The 13,558-nt window shown below is 69.1% G+C and carries 15 protein-coding genes; 6 read left to right on the forward strand and 9 right to left on the reverse strand.

Translation table 11 applies throughout. The features are described 5' to 3' along the window. Positions 1-3 precede the first annotated feature (3 nt). Positions 4-384 (reverse strand): DUF4377 domain-containing protein, encoded by a 381-nt coding sequence (locus LXM88_RS23950; protein ID WP_262544929.1) that lies wholly within the window; start codon positions 382-384, stop codon positions 4-6. A 224-nt stretch (positions 385-608) separates the two neighbouring features. Here LXM88_RS23950 and LXM88_RS23955 point away from each other — a divergent pair, with 224 nt between their 5' ends. Together LXM88_RS23955 and LXM88_RS23960 are read left to right on the forward strand one after the other, a co-directional pair. Continuing rightward, complete coding sequence (locus LXM88_RS23955) at positions 609-1,784, forward strand: helix-turn-helix transcriptional regulator (protein ID WP_262544931.1); 1,176 nt, start codon at positions 609-611, stop codon at positions 1,782-1,784. Between the two features lie 188 nt (positions 1,785-1,972). Then, positions 1,973-3,166, forward strand: a complete 1,194-nt coding sequence (locus LXM88_RS23960) for a tyrosine-type recombinase/integrase (protein WP_262544933.1) — start codon at positions 1,973-1,975, stop codon at positions 3,164-3,166. Between the two features lie 34 nt (positions 3,167-3,200). Here the strand turns inward: LXM88_RS23960 and LXM88_RS23965 are convergent, their stop codons facing one another. The 7 genes from LXM88_RS23965 to LXM88_RS23995 all read right to left on the reverse strand — a co-directional run bounded on the left by LXM88_RS23965 (position 3,201) and on the right by LXM88_RS23995 (position 8,531). Then, positions 3,201-3,419 (reverse strand): YXWGXW repeat-containing protein, encoded by a 219-nt coding sequence (locus tag LXM88_RS23965; RefSeq protein ID WP_262544934.1) that lies wholly within the window; start codon positions 3,417-3,419, stop codon positions 3,201-3,203. Positions 3,420-3,478: 59 nt separating this feature from the next. Next, entirely contained in the window at positions 3,479-4,636 is a 1,158-nt protein-coding gene (locus LXM88_RS23970) for a DUF1501 domain-containing protein (protein ID WP_262544935.1), read from the reverse strand. A gap of 2 nt (positions 4,637-4,638) precedes the next feature. After that, positions 4,639-6,042, reverse strand: coding sequence for a DUF1800 domain-containing protein (locus tag LXM88_RS23975; RefSeq protein WP_262544937.1), 1,404 nt, complete (start codon positions 6,040-6,042; stop codon positions 4,639-4,641). Between the two features lie 246 nt (positions 6,043-6,288). Next, positions 6,289-6,792 carry a periplasmic heavy metal sensor gene (locus LXM88_RS23980; RefSeq protein ID WP_262544939.1) on the reverse strand — a complete coding sequence of 168 codons (504 nt, stop codon included), beginning with the start codon at positions 6,790-6,792 and terminating at the stop codon, positions 6,289-6,291. Next, on the reverse strand, positions 6,789-7,208 hold the full coding sequence (locus LXM88_RS23985) for a hypothetical protein (RefSeq protein WP_262544940.1): 420 nt from the start codon (positions 7,206-7,208) through the stop codon (positions 6,789-6,791). The genes LXM88_RS23980 and LXM88_RS23985 overlap by 4 nt, the downstream gene beginning before the upstream one ends. Then, a complete protein-coding gene (locus LXM88_RS23990; protein ID WP_412524167.1) occupies positions 7,205-7,990 on the reverse strand; it encodes an RNA polymerase sigma factor in 786 nt (261 codons plus the stop codon). Before LXM88_RS23990 ends, LXM88_RS23985 begins: the two co-directional genes overlap by 4 nt. Positions 7,991-8,231: 241 nt before the next feature. After that, positions 8,232-8,531: a YXWGXW repeat-containing protein gene (locus LXM88_RS23995; protein WP_262544942.1), complete on the reverse strand. Its 300-nt coding sequence runs from the start codon at positions 8,529-8,531 to the stop codon at positions 8,232-8,234. A gap of 325 nt (positions 8,532-8,856) precedes the next feature. On the opposite strand from LXM88_RS23995, the gene LXM88_RS24000 reads away from it, so the two are divergent. The 4 genes from LXM88_RS24000 (at position 8,857) to LXM88_RS24015 (ending at position 12,750) form a co-directional block, all read left to right on the forward strand. Beyond that, a complete protein-coding gene (locus LXM88_RS24000) occupies positions 8,857-10,542 on the forward strand; it encodes a purple acid phosphatase family protein (RefSeq protein WP_262544943.1) in 1,686 nt (561 codons plus the stop codon). 97 nt (positions 10,543-10,639) lie between these two features. After that, positions 10,640-10,855, forward strand: coding sequence for a hypothetical protein (locus LXM88_RS24005; protein ID WP_262544944.1), 216 nt, complete (start codon positions 10,640-10,642; stop codon positions 10,853-10,855). A gap of 329 nt (positions 10,856-11,184) precedes the next feature. Then, positions 11,185-12,135, forward strand: coding sequence for an aromatic amino acid DMT transporter YddG (gene yddG / locus LXM88_RS24010; RefSeq protein WP_262544945.1), 951 nt, complete (start codon positions 11,185-11,187; stop codon positions 12,133-12,135). A 186-nt stretch (positions 12,136-12,321) separates the two neighbouring features. After that, positions 12,322-12,750, forward strand: coding sequence for a VOC family protein (locus tag LXM88_RS24015; RefSeq protein WP_262544946.1), 429 nt, complete (start codon positions 12,322-12,324; stop codon positions 12,748-12,750). A 102-nt stretch (positions 12,751-12,852) separates the two neighbouring features. Here LXM88_RS24015 and LXM88_RS24020 read toward each other — a convergent pair whose 3' ends face one another. After that, complete coding sequence (locus LXM88_RS24020) at positions 12,853-13,485, reverse strand: LysE family translocator (RefSeq protein WP_262544947.1); 633 nt, start codon at positions 13,483-13,485, stop codon at positions 12,853-12,855. Between the last annotated feature and the right edge of the window lie 73 nt (positions 13,486-13,558).

Here is a 13,558-nt window from a genome sequence, read left to right on the forward strand (position 1 = left end):
CCGTCAGTTCGTCTGGCGGCGCTCGACGACGCGCTTGAGCACCCAGCGGATCGACGAACCGTCGGCCGGCGGCTGCGCGACGCGGTATTCGTCGATTTCGAGCGTATACAGGTAACCGGGCTGGTACGCGAAGCCCTCGATGCCCGCGTACCACAGGCTCCACGGCTCGCCCGGGCTGCTGCGCACCTGCAGGCATTCCATCGGCACGACGCCCGTGCAGCGCGCGGATTGCGGCGCGACATAGACGGTCTTCGTCACCGGCCGGCCGTCGGACGGGCGGGCCGCGTTCGGAGCCGTGACGGCCGCGTCGGTCTGGCATCCGGCGAGGAGCGTGCTGCCGGCAATGACGGCGGCGCCGAGCAACGTTCTGGATTGGCGAATCATCTGATGTTCCTCTGGAAGCGTTCGAGGGGCGTTTAGACGGACAGCGCGCCGGGAAAGTTCACAAATAGCTTACAGAAGGCGATCCGCCACCCTCATTCGTGCGATGTCGCGCGTGCGCCGACACGTTACCGTGTTCCGGTTCAGCCGCGCGCATCGCCGCCGGCGGTCCGCACATGCACGCCGGGCGCCTCGCGATCCGGCGGCCGCAACAGGAGACAACCCGAATGACCACGGCGCCCCCGGCCCTTCCGCCGCACCTCGCCCGATCGAAACTGACGCTCGAGCAGTTCGACGCGCTCCTCACGACCATTTACGAAGGCCCGCTGGAAGACGTGCCGTGGGGTGGCGCGCTCGAGCAGATCCGCGTGCACCTGCACGCGAACTACGTGACGATGATCCTGCGCTGGCCGGCCAGCGGCCACGCGGGGCTGATGATCAATGCGTCCGAGCACAGTGCGCCGCTGACAGGCGTCGCGTCGTACAACAATTATTACTACGCGCTCGATCCGTTCGTGAACCTGCCGACCGACCACGTCGTCACCGTCGACGAGCTGCTCGGCCTGGGCGTATGGCGCAGCAGCACCATGTATCGCGAGTTCATGAAACCGCACGACGTCGGTTATCTGATGGGCGCCGACCTGCGCACGCACGACGGCATCGAATGCCGTTTCCGCGTGTGCCGTCCGCATCGCGGCGATGCGTTCTCGGCGACCGACAAGGCCGCCTGCAACGCGCTGCTGCCGCACCTGAAGCGCGCGGTGCGGCTGCATGCGAAGTTCGGGATGGTCGAATCCGAGCGCACGCTGTACGCGAGCACGATCGACCGCATGCTCGTCGGCACCGCGATTCTCGACGAGCGCGGCACGATCATGAAGACCAATTCCGTCGCGGACGAGATCTTCGCCGAATGCGACGGCCTGCGCGTGCGCGGCGGCGCGCTCGAGGCGTCGTATCCGCTGGAGGACCGCAAGCTGCAGAAGCTGATCCGCCAGGTACTCGCGGAACGCGCGGGCGGCGTGCCGTCGGTCGTGCAGGCGATCGCGGTGCCGCGCCCGTCCGGCAAGGCGCGGCTCGGCGTGCTGATCCGCGCGGTCCCGTTGAGCGAATGGTCGGAGGACAATCCGCGCCGGCCGGCGTGCGCGGTGTTCATCCGCGATGCCGAGCGCAAGTCGCAGGCGTCGCACGACATCGTGCGCAAGCTGTTCGACCTCACGCCGGCCGAAACCGCGCTGGCGCTTGCGCTCGTCAACGGGCAGACGCTCGAGGAAGCGGCCGACGAGCTCGCGATCAGCAAGAACACCGCGCGCTCGCATTTGCGCGCGATTTTTTCGAAGACAGGTGTTACGCGGCAGGCGACGCTCGTGCGGACGTTGTTGAACAGCGTGCTGTCGCTGGGGTGAGGTGCGCGACGCTGCATGGACTGGCCGGGAGTCACCGGCCGGGCAATCGTCGTCGACGGCGGCAACGCCGCGCATCGATCGTGTACCATCGGCGCTTCCCGATACGCTCTGTCGCGCTGCCCTCGTCCGCCCCGGCCCCGTGCGCGCCCGCCACGCCCGTGCGGCCCACGCAGCGCCCCCCGCTTCGCATGACCTCACCCGTTCCGTCCGACGCCGCACTGCGTCCGTTGCCGATCGATACGCTGACCGTGCCGGCCGCGCTCGACGGACGCGCGGGCACCAATCGCTCAAGCAGCGCGCACCCACAAATCGCCGCGACCAACGATCTCGACGCCGTGCGCGCCTGGCTCGCGCGCTTCGTCGATACGCCGACCACGTTCCAGAACTACCGCAAGGAAGCCGAGCGCCTGTTGCTGTGGTCCGTGATCGCGTGCGGCAAGCCACTGTCGTCGCTCACGCATGAAGATCTCGTCGTCTACCGGCAGTTCCTGCTCGCGCCCGCGCCGGCCGACCTGTGGTGCGCGAACGGCGGCCGCAAGCATCCGCGCGACGACCCGCGCTGGCGGCCGTTCTACGGACCGCTGTCGCCGGCCAGCCAGCGGCAGGCGCTGGTGATCCTGAACGTGATGTTCTCGTGGCTGGTGCAGGCCGGCTACCTCGCCGGCAATCCGCTCGCGTTGTCGCGGCAACGGCAGCGGCGCCCCGCGCCGCGCGTCACGCGCCATCTCGGGCAACCGCTGTGGCAGTCGGTCAAGGACGCGATCGCCGCGATGCCGCGCGACGACGCGCGCGCGTGCTTCCACGCGGATCGCGCGCGCTGGCTGTTCACGCTGCTGTACCTCGGCGGGCTGCGCATCACCGAAGCGGCCGACGCGACGATGGGCCAGTTCTTCTGCCGGCGCGACGCGAACGGGCACGACCGCTGGTGGCTCGACGTGACGGGCAAAGGCGGCCGGCAGCGGCTCGTGCCGGCCACCGACGAGATGATGACCGAGCTGTCGCGCTACCGGCGCGCGCATGGCCTGCCCGCGCTGCCGTCCGACGGCGAACCCACGCCGCTCGTGCTGCCGCTCGGCCAGGCGCGCAAGCCGCTCACGCGCGCGGCGCTGCACCGGATCGTGAAGCAGGTGTTCCGGCACGCGGCCGACCGGCTGCGCGCGAACGGCGCGGCCGGCGACGAACAGGCGCGCGTGCTCGAACAGGCGTCCGCGCACTGGCTGCGCCACAGCGCGGGCTCGCATATGGCCGACGGCCGTGTCGACCTGCGGCTCGTGCGCGACAACCTCGGCCACGTGTCGCTCACGACGACGAGCCAGTACCTGCACGCGGACGACGACTGGCGGCATCGCGAGACGGAGGAGAAGCACCGGATCGGGTGGTAGGCGCTACGCGAATCGCGCGGCACGCCTTGCACGCTCAGTACACGGCTACCCAATGCCCGGGCACCCATGCCCAGTGATTGCCGGCCCATCGGTAATGCCCCTTCGCCCAGCGATAGCCGGGTGCCGGTGGCGGCGGCGCCACTTCGACGAGCGGCGCCGGTTGCGGCGGGCGCACGGGTTCCACCACGCAGGCGGACATCAGCACGGCACTCGCACACGCCAGCATGGCAAGCGAAACGGTTCGGATCTTCATCTTCGATTCTCCCTTGTTGTGTAATCGATTCGCGGGGACGAGCGCAGCAACGCCCCGCGTCACGCGGCCCCGCGAATCAGCCCGGTCATCGCCCGCGCCGTACCACTTTCCGCGAACAGCACGGACGCAGTGCGGCGCGGATCGAGCCGCAGGCTTTCGGCGGCCGCGCCCGAGATCAGCGCGTCGAGCGACGCGGTCGGCTTCAGGTCGCGGCCTTCGTACAGGTCGCCCGGCCGCAGCCCCGGCCAGTCGGCGATCACGCGGCCGCCCGCGACCGCGCCGCCCGCCAGCATCGCGACCGACGCCTGCCCGTGATCGGTGCCGCCCGTGCCGTTCGCCGCGGCCGTGCGGCCGAACTCGGTCGCGACCAGCACCGTGGTCTGCTGCCATGCGGGCCCGAGGCCGTCGCGCAGCGCGGCGAGCATCGTGTCGAGCGCCTTCAGCTGATTCGCGAGTCGCGCGTTCTGCGCACTGTGCGTGTCCCAGCCGCCCGTCTCGATCATCGCGATCCGCGGGCCGTCGTCGCGCGCGAGGAACGTCGCGGCAAGCTTGCCGACGCCTGCCGGGTCCTGCCGCGCATGCGCGTCGCCGGCGAGGCCGCGCGCTTCCATCGCCGACTGCCACAGCGGGCCGAGCTGCGCGTCGGCCTCGTAAAGCGCCGACACGCGCGCGAGCAGATCGTCCGGCGCGGCCGGCAAACCGGACGGCGCGTACGACGCGGCCTGCACGGTGCCGCGCAACGCGAGCGGCACGGTCGGCGCGAACGCGATCGCGCTTTCGCGCGTCGCCGGCAGCAGCGCGGCAAGCCGGTTCAGCCAGCCGTCCTTCACCTGATATGGCGCGCGGCCGCCTGTCTCGAGCACGTTCTGCCCGTCGAAATGCGAGCGATCGCGATACGGCGACGCAATCGCATGGACGAACAGCGCCTGCCCGTCGCGGTACAACTGCGCGGTCTGCGCGAGCGACGGATGCAGCGCGAACGTGCCGTCGAGCCGCGTCGCGGCCGCGGGATCGATCGCGAGCGCGCCGCGCAGCGACGCATACGCGGGTTCGGCATACGGGACGACGATGTTCAGGCCGTCGGCCGCGCCGCGCTGGATCACGAACACGAAGCGCCGGTCGGTCTCGACGTTCGCGAACACGATCCGCGGTGCGACGAGGATCGCGCCTGCGCCGGCGGCGGCAACGCTCAGGAATTGTCGGCGGGACAGGTCCATGTTCACCTCCGTTGGAAATCGGGCGATACGAGCAGCAGCGCGAGCGACGTGGTCGCGCTTTCCGCTCGCGCCAGCGCGGTCGCGGTCGGCGCGCTCATCGAACCGGCGAGCAGCGTGTTGCCGAGCGTGCGCGGGTCGAGCCGGTCGCCGGTGCGCGCGGCCAGGCGCTGCGCGATCTCGACGCGGCGCACGAGCGCATCGGGCGCGGCCCAGCTCGCGGCGACGTCGTCATAGCCGGCCGGCGAGCCCGGCCGCCACACCGGCTGGCCGAGTTGCGCGAGCAGCGGCGCGGCCTTCAGGTCGCCCCGATCGTCCATCTCGCGCCAGCCGAGCCCGCGCAGCGACGACACAGCCCACTCCCACGGCGTCTTGAACTTGCGGTTGGCCGGCGACCACGCATCGGGCGCATCGACGAGCGCGCGATAGACGGTCGGCAAGTCGCCGCCGCTCGCGTCGAACGCGCGGGCCAGCCGGTCGGTCAGCGCGGGCGGCGGATTGTCGGCGACGAAATGACGGGCAAGCTGGAACGCGATATGCCGTCCCGTCGCGTCCGACCGCGCGAGGTCGTGCAGGATCGCACGCGCCTGCGCTTCGCCCGGCTGGTCGTAGGTGCGCCCCATCACCGTGCGCGTGCCCGGCTCGTGCAGGTTCGGGCGAAACACGAACGCGCCGGGCGCGGCGTCGCCCGGCCGCGGCCCCTTGCCGCCCGCGATGCTCCAGCCGGTCAGTGCGCGCGCGAATTCCGTCACGTCGGCTTGCGTATAACCGGTGCGCACGCCGAGCGTGTGCAACTCCATGATTTCGCGCGCGAGGTTCTCGTTGAGCCCGCGCTTCGCCGACGGATTGCGGGCTTCCGCGCGCAGCGCGGCCGGGCTGTCGGGGCCGACCGAGCGCGCCTGGTCGAGGAAGACCTGCATCGCGGGATGCTGTTCGACGGCCACGAGCATGTCCTCGAAGCGGCCGAGCACGTGCGGACGGATCGCATCGCGTTCGAACGCGCCCGCGTAAGCGGCCACCTGCCCCTTGTCGACCGACACCGCGAAATGGTTCGCCCAGAAATGCACAAGACGTTCGACGAATGGCGCAGGCGTGTTCAACGCGCTGTTCAACCGTGCAGCGACGGCACTGCGATACGCGTCGTAGCCGTCGCGCCGGATCGATTGCGCGGTCGCGCGCTTCGCGGCCGCGTCGTCGCCTGTCATCGCATTGCGCGCGTTCGCGAAGCGCGTCGCGAGCGCGACTGCGTCCGGTTCGCCGGCCCACGCGGCGGGCCGCGCGTCGTAACGGTCGAATTGCGCGACGAGCGCCGCCTTCGGGTCGGCTGGCGGCGCTTCGTCGGCCCGCGCGCCGAGACCGAAGCGGTTCAGCGCGATCGCGGCCGGCGTGGAGTCGTTCGGGTGGTCCATGACGGGCTCTCTTGCGGTGCGTACCCACGTTTAACGCGGGCACGCAGGGAAATCCGTCGCGGGGATGGCGAATATTTTCTGGATCGGGGAAGCGGGGAACGGGAGAGTCGGTGGCGGTGATGCACTGCAATGGCGCGAGTCATCGACGCGCAACAGCGAAACGATTCATCCGGTGCGCGCATTGCGCGTGACCGAACGCGAATGTCGGCGACACACATATCGCGTGTCGCCCTGCCTGATGCTTGCTTACTCGCTCGCCGGCGCGTCCGGCTTCTTCTGCAGTCTCGGCGGCAAACGCCAGTTGCCGCTGTGCTGCAACCCGTCGACGAACTTCACGCGCTCTTCGGGTGTCAGCGTCGCCGCGAAATCGACGACGCTGCGCTCGACCTGCGCACGCATCGCGGTGTCGGCCGCACGCGTGCGGTCGAGTGCGGCGTCGATCGCTGCGCGATCGAGTTGCGGCGCGGCGAGCAGGTCCAGCACGGTGATCCGGCCGTCGCGCCCTTCCCGCGCGAAATCGCGGCCGTTCTTGCGCGCGGCCTTCAGCGCGGCGGCAAACTCGTGCTGCCGCGTATCGGACAATTCGTCCGCCGCGAAACGCAACGCGGTGCGCTGCGCGGGCGCGCCCTCGGCGCGCAGGTCGCGATGCGTCGAGAACCACTGATACGCGCCGCCGCCGATCGCGCCGAGCATGAACACGTTCAGCACGACCGAGCCGGCGAGAATGAATTTCCAGCCACGTTCGCTCATTCAATACCCCAATCTACGCTCGGGCCACCGAACGTCGTCGTCAGATAGTCCGGCTCGTGCGGCGACGTCGGCACGCTGCCGAGCATCAGCATCGACACGGCCACCGCGCCCGCCAATGCACCGGCCAGGCCGACGCCCGCGAACGCCGCGCCCGACCACCACACGGTGCCGCGCCGCCGCGCGCGCTGCGGCGCGGGTGCCGTCGCGACGATGCGCTCGACGAGCGCCGGCGCGGGCGGCATGACCGTGTCGTATGCGAGCCATGCATCGAGATCGGCGGCATCGTCCAGTGCCAGCAGCGCGTCGCGCGGATTCGCACGCGCCCACGCCTCGGCCGCCGCGCGTTCGCCGTCCGGCCAGCGCCGCGCGTCCGAGCCGTACGCGGCGACGATGGTACGAAATCGTTCGGGTGTCATCGCTTGTCCTCGCTAGGTGGGTCGCCGGCCAGTTGCGCGCGCAGGTTGCGCCTCGCGCGGGCGAGCAGGCTTTCCAGCGCATCGACGGTGATGCCCATCAGGTTGGCCGCTTCCACATTCGACATTTCCTGATAGTACTGGAGCACGAGCGCTTCCCGCTGCCGCGGCGGCAACGCGGCAAGCGCCTGCCGCACGCGCGCATCGCGCGAGCGCAGCTCCGCCTGCGCGGCCGGCTCCGGTTGCGGGTCCGGCACGTCGGGCAACGTATCGACGGGCTCGTCGCGCCGGCCGCGCAACCGGTCGTAGCACAGGTTCAGCACGACGCGATGCAGCCACGTGTCGAAGCGCGCCTCGCCTTCGCGCCAGCGCGGCGCCTGGTTCCAGATTCGCAAGAACGTCTCCTGTGCGACGTCCTCGGCTTCGTTCCGGTCGCCGAGCATGCGCGTCGCCAATGCAAGCAGCCGCGGCAGCTTGCGCGCGACGAGCACGCGCACCGCCGACGAATCGCGCGCGCCGACGCGCGCGACGAGTTCCGCGTCCGGATCGCGGTCGCCGCGATCGCTCAACGCCGCCTGCTCCGTCGCGCAGCGCGCATGCGCCGCCTCGTGCCGGCAGGTGTGCCCGCCGCCCGGCTGAAGCTCATCGTCGTGCTCTCCTTGCATGCGTCGGGCCATCACCGCACGGCGCCACGCCGACTGTTCGGCGGCGCCGTGCGCATCGTGCGCGGCGTCGCACACGGCGTCGGCCATGTCCGTTTCATCGACATCCGTGTCGCGCGGCATATCGATCCTGTCGGCCGGTCACGCGTCGCCCGGTCGCGCGGCAGTCGGCCGGCGCGTTCAATATACGACGACCGGCGCGGGCCGGTAATACACCGGACGCGCCGGCACCACGATGCAGCCGGCCAGCACGATGGCCGCGGCCGCCAGGATCACGATGGTTCGAAAAGGCATGGCTTCGACTCATGACGTTGCGTGAAGGATCCGCCGCGCCGGCACGATGCCCTGCGCGACGGCGTGCGCATCAGGCCCAGTGGCCCGGCACCCAGCGCCAGGCCGGACCGCGCGCGGCCCAGTGTCCGGGCACCCAGTGGTAACCGACGCGCACCACTTGCCAGTGGCCCGGAATCCAGACGTAGCGGCCCTGCTGCCAATGCCAGTGGCCCTGGTCCCACACGTAGCCCGCGCGCGGCGCCGGCATCACTTCGACGCGCGGCGCCGGCGGTGCGTAAGGCGCGACGATGACGGCCTGCGCGAATGCGGCGGACGCCGCCAGCGCAGCCACGCATCCGGCGGCAAACCGCAATGGAACAGAAAGTTTCATGAAAGACTCCGAAGTAACGGGCATCGACCGGAAGCGGTCGTTCATGCATTAAACGGAGCGAGCAACAGAAATCCGTCGCGGTGTTGCCGAATAAATTTCGAGTGGACCGAACGCGCGTTGGCGCGGACCGGATGCCGCGCAATGCACGAGTCTGCGTATCGGCCGCCGCACACGCAGGGTTGCCCGGCTGTCACAACCCGGCAAAACTGCCCTTCGACAATGCGTGTCACCGGGATCCCGCTCGTTTCCGGCCCACGCCCCGGCCGCGCTCGCGCATGGCCGCTCGGTTCCATCTCTCGCGCCCCCATCAACGAAAACTACGACCATGTCGAACCAGGACCATCTCCCTGATCAGCCGAACGAGCCGGCCGCCTCGGTGTCTCGTCGCGGCTTCCTGAAACTGGCCGGCGTATCCGGCCTTGCCACCGCTGCCGGCGGGCTCGCGGCCGCCCGGGCCGCCGCGTCGAATCCGGACGGCACGCCCGAACAGGTCCACCTGACGTGGGGCAACGACCCGACGTCCGAAGTCGTGATCTCGTGGGCGTCGCTCGCGCCGGCCGTCAATCCGCGCGCGCGCATCGTCGCCGACGGCGAGCCGCCGCGCACGGTGCACGGGGTCCAGCGCCTGTACACCGACGGCCTGAACGGCGAAACCGTGTTCGCGTACCACGCGCGCGTGCACGGACTGAAACCGGATACGCGCTACCGCTACGAGATCACGGCCGACAACGACAGCAACGCCGCGCAGCCGTTCTCCGCGAATTTTTCGACCGCGCCGCGCGGCCGCGCGCCGTTCCGCTTCACGAGCTACGGCGATCTCGCGACGCCGAACGGCGCATGGGTGCTGTCGTCGCCGCAGAGCCGCTTCGCGGTGCAGGCCGTCGAGCAGTTCCAGCCGCTGTTCCACCTGCTGAACGGCGACCTCTGCTACGCGAACCTGAACCCCGCGCACCAGCCCGAGGTGTGGCGCGACTTCGGCAACAACAACCAGACGTCGGCCGCGAATCGCCCGTGGATGCCGTGCCCCGGCAATCACGAGATCGAGTTCAACAACGGTCCGCAAGGGCTCGACTCGTATCTCGCGCGCTATACGCTGCCGGAGAACGGCACGCACTTCCCGGGCCGCTGGTACAGCTTCCGCGTGAGCTCGGTGCTGTTCGTGTCGCTCGACGCCGATGACGTCGTGTACCAGGACGCCGCCGCGTTCGTCGGCGGCCCCGCGCCGCTCGTGCCGGCCGCGAGCACGGGCCGCCCGCCGATCGAGCCCGGCACGTCGTTCTACGTGCGCGGCTACAGCAACGGCGAGCAGACGCGCTGGCTCGAACACACGCTGCGCCATGCGGCGCACGACGACGACATCGACTGGATCGTCGTGCAGATGCACCAGGACGCGCTCAGTTCGTCGAAGACGGGCAACGGTTCCGACAAAGGCATTCGCGAGGCCTGGCTGCCGCTGTTCGACCGTTACGGTGTCGACCTCGTGCTGTGCGGCCACGATCACGACTACGAGCGCAGCTACCCGGTGCGCGGCTGCAATCACCGCGCGGGCGTCGACGCGACGACGGGCGAAGTGGTCGAGACGCTGCAGCCGCGTCCGGTCGGCTCGAACGATCCGGACCGCACGACGTTCGACACGAGCCACGGCACGATCCACCTGATCCTCGGCGGAGGCGGCACCAGCGCGCCGCTCGACGTGTACGGCGAGAACCCGTCGACCGGCTTTGCGCGCGCAAAGGTGTTCACGAAGCCGAACCGGCCGGTGCCGGGCACCGCGCCGAATACGTTCGTGCGCCACCCGGCCGATGCGCTCGAGGATGCGATCTGGTCCGCGCGCCGCGATACGGGCACCGGTTACGGGATCGCGGTGTTCGATCACGACCCGGGCAAGCCGGGCGGGCACACGACGATCACGATGCGCTACTACCATGCGCCGGGCGCCGATCAGCACCCGACCGCGCAGTACGAACTGTTCGAGACGATCGAGCTGAGCAAGAAGCGGCACGAGCGGTGATCGGCCGGGCGCCCGCTGCGGCGGGCGCCGGTTGCATCGCCATCCGGGTATGGGCGTGCGATGAAGCGGGTTAGACTGCTCGCCTCGCACCCGGCCCATGAAGATGAGTTTCGAATACCACATCGACACGCCCCCGTCGGCCAGCGCATTCGATGCAATCGCGGATGCCCTACGGCAAACGCATGGCGACATCGACGTCGATCCCGACCGACGACAGCTTGAAATTCGCGACGACACCGGCGGCTGGCCGCTGATCGGCCTGTCGACCGACGAAGACGGGTTCTTCCTCGTCACGCGTCGGGCCGACGCGTGACGCCATGCTCGACTCGATCGGACGCGCGTTGTCGGCAATCGGTGCGGCGTGGCGCATCGACGACGCATGACCGGCTACCGCGTTCCGCACCCGCGCATGAATCGGCCGCACACGCCCGACTGTTCCCCCGCCAACGTCCGCCGCTCGGTCGCTCCGGCGCGGCCCCTTTAAACTACGCAGGTCCGGCGCAATTGCCGAATTGCATTGCCGGTTGCGGCGGCCGCACTGCGTGGCGGCCGCAACCGGATTTTTCCGTTCGCGATGACGGCACACGCGAGCGGGACCGAATCATCCGAAATCGAATTTGAATGTTGAAACAGGCAGGAAGCATGAAGCGCAAGAACAGGAACAACGCAACGCTCGTCGGGCTCGGCGCGGTGCTGTTGTGGGCCTCGGTGGTTGCCCTCGTTCGCGGGGTCAGCGAAAGTCTCGGTGCGACCGGCGGCGCCGCGATGATCTACACGGTGGCGTCCGTGCTTCTGCTGTTTACGATCGGCTTCCCCGACCTGAGCAAGTTCCCGAAAAACTACCTGCTGTGGGGCGGGCTGCTGTTCGTCTCGTACGAGCTGTGCCTCGCGCTGTCGATCGGGTATGCGAGCAACGGCCGGCAGGCGATCGAAGTCGCGATGGTCAACTATCTGTGGCCGAGCCTGACGCTGGTCGCGGCCATCGTGTTCAACAAGCAGCGCGCCAACCTGCTGGTCGTGCCGGGCGTCCTGCTGTCGATGCTCGGCATCTGCTGGGTGCTCGGCGGCGACCAGGGCCTCGATCCGGCCGGTATGCTGCGCAACGTCGCGGACAATCCGCTGAGCTATGGCCTCGCGTTCGTCGGCGCGCTGATCTGGGCCGGCTATTGCACGGTGACGGCACGCCTTGCCGACGGCAAGAACGGCGTCACGCCGTTCTTCATGCTGGTCGCCGCGGCGCTCTGGATCAAATTCGCGATCGAAGGCGGCGGCGCCATGACGTTCAGCCTCCACGCGGTCGTCTATATCGTGCTGGCGGCATCGGCGCTGGGGTTCGGCTATGCGGCATGGAACACCGGCATCATGCACGGCAACGTGACGATCATCGTCGGCGCGTCGTACCTGACGCCGGTACTCGCCGCCGCGCTCGCCGCGACGCTGCTGCACGCGCCGCTGTCGGTCGAATTCTGGCAAGGCGCATCGATGGTGTGCGGCGGATCGATCCTGTGCTGGCTCTCGACGCGCAGCCGGCGCAGCGAAAAGCCAGCGCCGGTGCGGGTCGCGAAGGATGCCGAGGGCAATTGCCACGGGTGACGATGCCGCTCGTTGCGCGCTCGCCAGATTCGCGTCGGGCTGCTAGATTGGCGTCGCGACGTGTTCAGTTTCCGGTCAGACGAGCAAACGCGGTGGATCCGGGTTCATGCAGCGCATCCACCGATTTGCCGAGTCAGGTATCGGCATGAACAAACGATACGCATCCCCCACGTCGAAGGCCACCCCATGATCGACCACGTCTACCTCTCCGTCACCGACATCGACAAGTCGCTGGCGTTCTACGCTGCCGCACTGAAACCCCTCGGCTGGCGCCTGTTCGGCAACTACGACTCCGCATCGGGTCCGGCGGGCGTCCCCGATCTTTACGGCATCGGCGACGACATGTACGGCAATGGAACGGCGGTCGGATCGAGCATCTGGCTGCGTCAACGCAAGCCCGGCGAGACCGGGTTGTACCTCGGGATCGTCTGCGACAGCAACGAACTGGTCGACGCCGCCTACGCGGCTGCCATCGAAGCCGGCGGCACCGACGAGGGAAAACCGGCCGATCGCACCTACTTCGCCCCCGGCTACTACGCCGCCAACGTGGCGGACTTCGACGGCAACCGTCTCGAGTTCGTCCATAAGGCATGGAATCCCAAGCGCCACGCATAGCGAGCGGAACGTCGGTTCCGCCGCCCGGCAGGCGTTAGCCGAATCCTGTGTTGCACGTCGGCAGGCATCGACGCGATGCTTGCGCCATTCATCCGGCCATCGCTAGCTTCGCGATTCCAGCGCGATACGCACCGCCAATCCGGCCAGCACGGTACCCATCAACCAGCGCTGGACCGACGCCCAGAGCGGCCTGCCCGCCAGAAAACCCGCGATGGAACCGGCCATGCAGGCGATCAGCGCATTGACGCTGACACTCACCGCGATCTGCACGCAGCCGAGCGCCAGCGATTGCGCGAGCACGCTGCCGTGCCCCGGTGAAATGAACTGCGGCAGCAGCGACAGATACATCACCGCGATCTTCGGATTCGCGAGGTTCGTGACGAAACCCATCGTGAAGAGCCTGACGCGGCTGTCGTGCGGCAACTGCCTGACCTGGAACGCGGAGCGACCGCCCGGCTTGAGCGCCTGCCAGGCCAGGTACGACAAATAGAGCGCGCCGGAAAAGCGCAGCGCGTCGTACGCATACGGCACCGTCAGCACCAGCGCGGTGATGCCGAGCGCCGCACAGAACATGTAGAACACGAACCCCAGCGCGACGCCGCCGAGCGACACGAGCCCTGCGCGGCGGCCCTGGCAGATCGAACGCGAAACCAGGTAGAGCATGTTCGGTCCGGGCGTCAGCACCATGCCGAGCGACACGAGTCCGAACGCAAACAGGGTGGGCAAGGCCGGCACGGCAGTCTCCTTCGCGGCAGAACAGTCAAGTTGATGAAGTTCGAACAATGTATTGCATCTCGACCATCTTCAA

It is taken from the genome of Burkholderia sp. S-53, from assembly GCF_025560745.1.
In the GTDB taxonomy this organism is placed as follows: domain Bacteria; phylum Pseudomonadota; class Gammaproteobacteria; order Burkholderiales; family Burkholderiaceae; genus Burkholderia; species Burkholderia pyrrocinia.

Coding starts and splice junctions, on each gene's coding strand:
- LXM88_RS23950 (WP_262544929.1), bottom strand. CDS start 384: ATGATTCGCCAATCCAGAACGTTGCTCGGCGCCGCCGTCATTGCCGGC.
- LXM88_RS23955 (WP_262544931.1), top strand. CDS start 609: ATGACCACGGCGCCCCCGGCCCTTCCGCCGCACCTCGCCCGATCGAAA.
- LXM88_RS23960 (WP_262544933.1), top strand. CDS start 1,973: ATGACCTCACCCGTTCCGTCCGACGCCGCACTGCGTCCGTTGCCGATC.
- LXM88_RS23965 (WP_262544934.1), bottom strand. CDS start 3,419: ATGAAGATCCGAACCGTTTCGCTTGCCATGCTGGCGTGTGCGAGTGCC.
- LXM88_RS23970 (WP_262544935.1), bottom strand. CDS start 4,636: ATGGACCTGTCCCGCCGACAATTCCTGAGCGTTGCCGCCGCCGGCGCA.
- LXM88_RS23975 (WP_262544937.1), bottom strand. CDS start 6,042: ATGGACCACCCGAACGACTCCACGCCGGCCGCGATCGCGCTGAACCGC.
- LXM88_RS23980 (WP_262544939.1), bottom strand. CDS start 6,792: ATGAGCGAACGTGGCTGGAAATTCATTCTCGCCGGCTCGGTCGTGCTG.
- LXM88_RS23985 (WP_262544940.1), bottom strand. CDS start 7,208: ATGACACCCGAACGATTTCGTACCATCGTCGCCGCGTACGGCTCGGAC.
- LXM88_RS23990 (WP_412524167.1), bottom strand. CDS start 7,990: ATGCCGCGCGACACGGATGTCGATGAAACGGACATGGCCGACGCCGTG.
- LXM88_RS23995 (WP_262544942.1), bottom strand. CDS start 8,531: ATGAAACTTTCTGTTCCATTGCGGTTTGCCGCCGGATGCGTGGCTGCG.
- LXM88_RS24000 (WP_262544943.1), top strand. CDS start 8,857: ATGTCGAACCAGGACCATCTCCCTGATCAGCCGAACGAGCCGGCCGCC.
- LXM88_RS24005 (WP_262544944.1), top strand. CDS start 10,640: ATGAAGATGAGTTTCGAATACCACATCGACACGCCCCCGTCGGCCAGC.
- yddG (WP_262544945.1), top strand. CDS start 11,185: ATGAAGCGCAAGAACAGGAACAACGCAACGCTCGTCGGGCTCGGCGCG.
- LXM88_RS24015 (WP_262544946.1), top strand. CDS start 12,322: ATGATCGACCACGTCTACCTCTCCGTCACCGACATCGACAAGTCGCTG.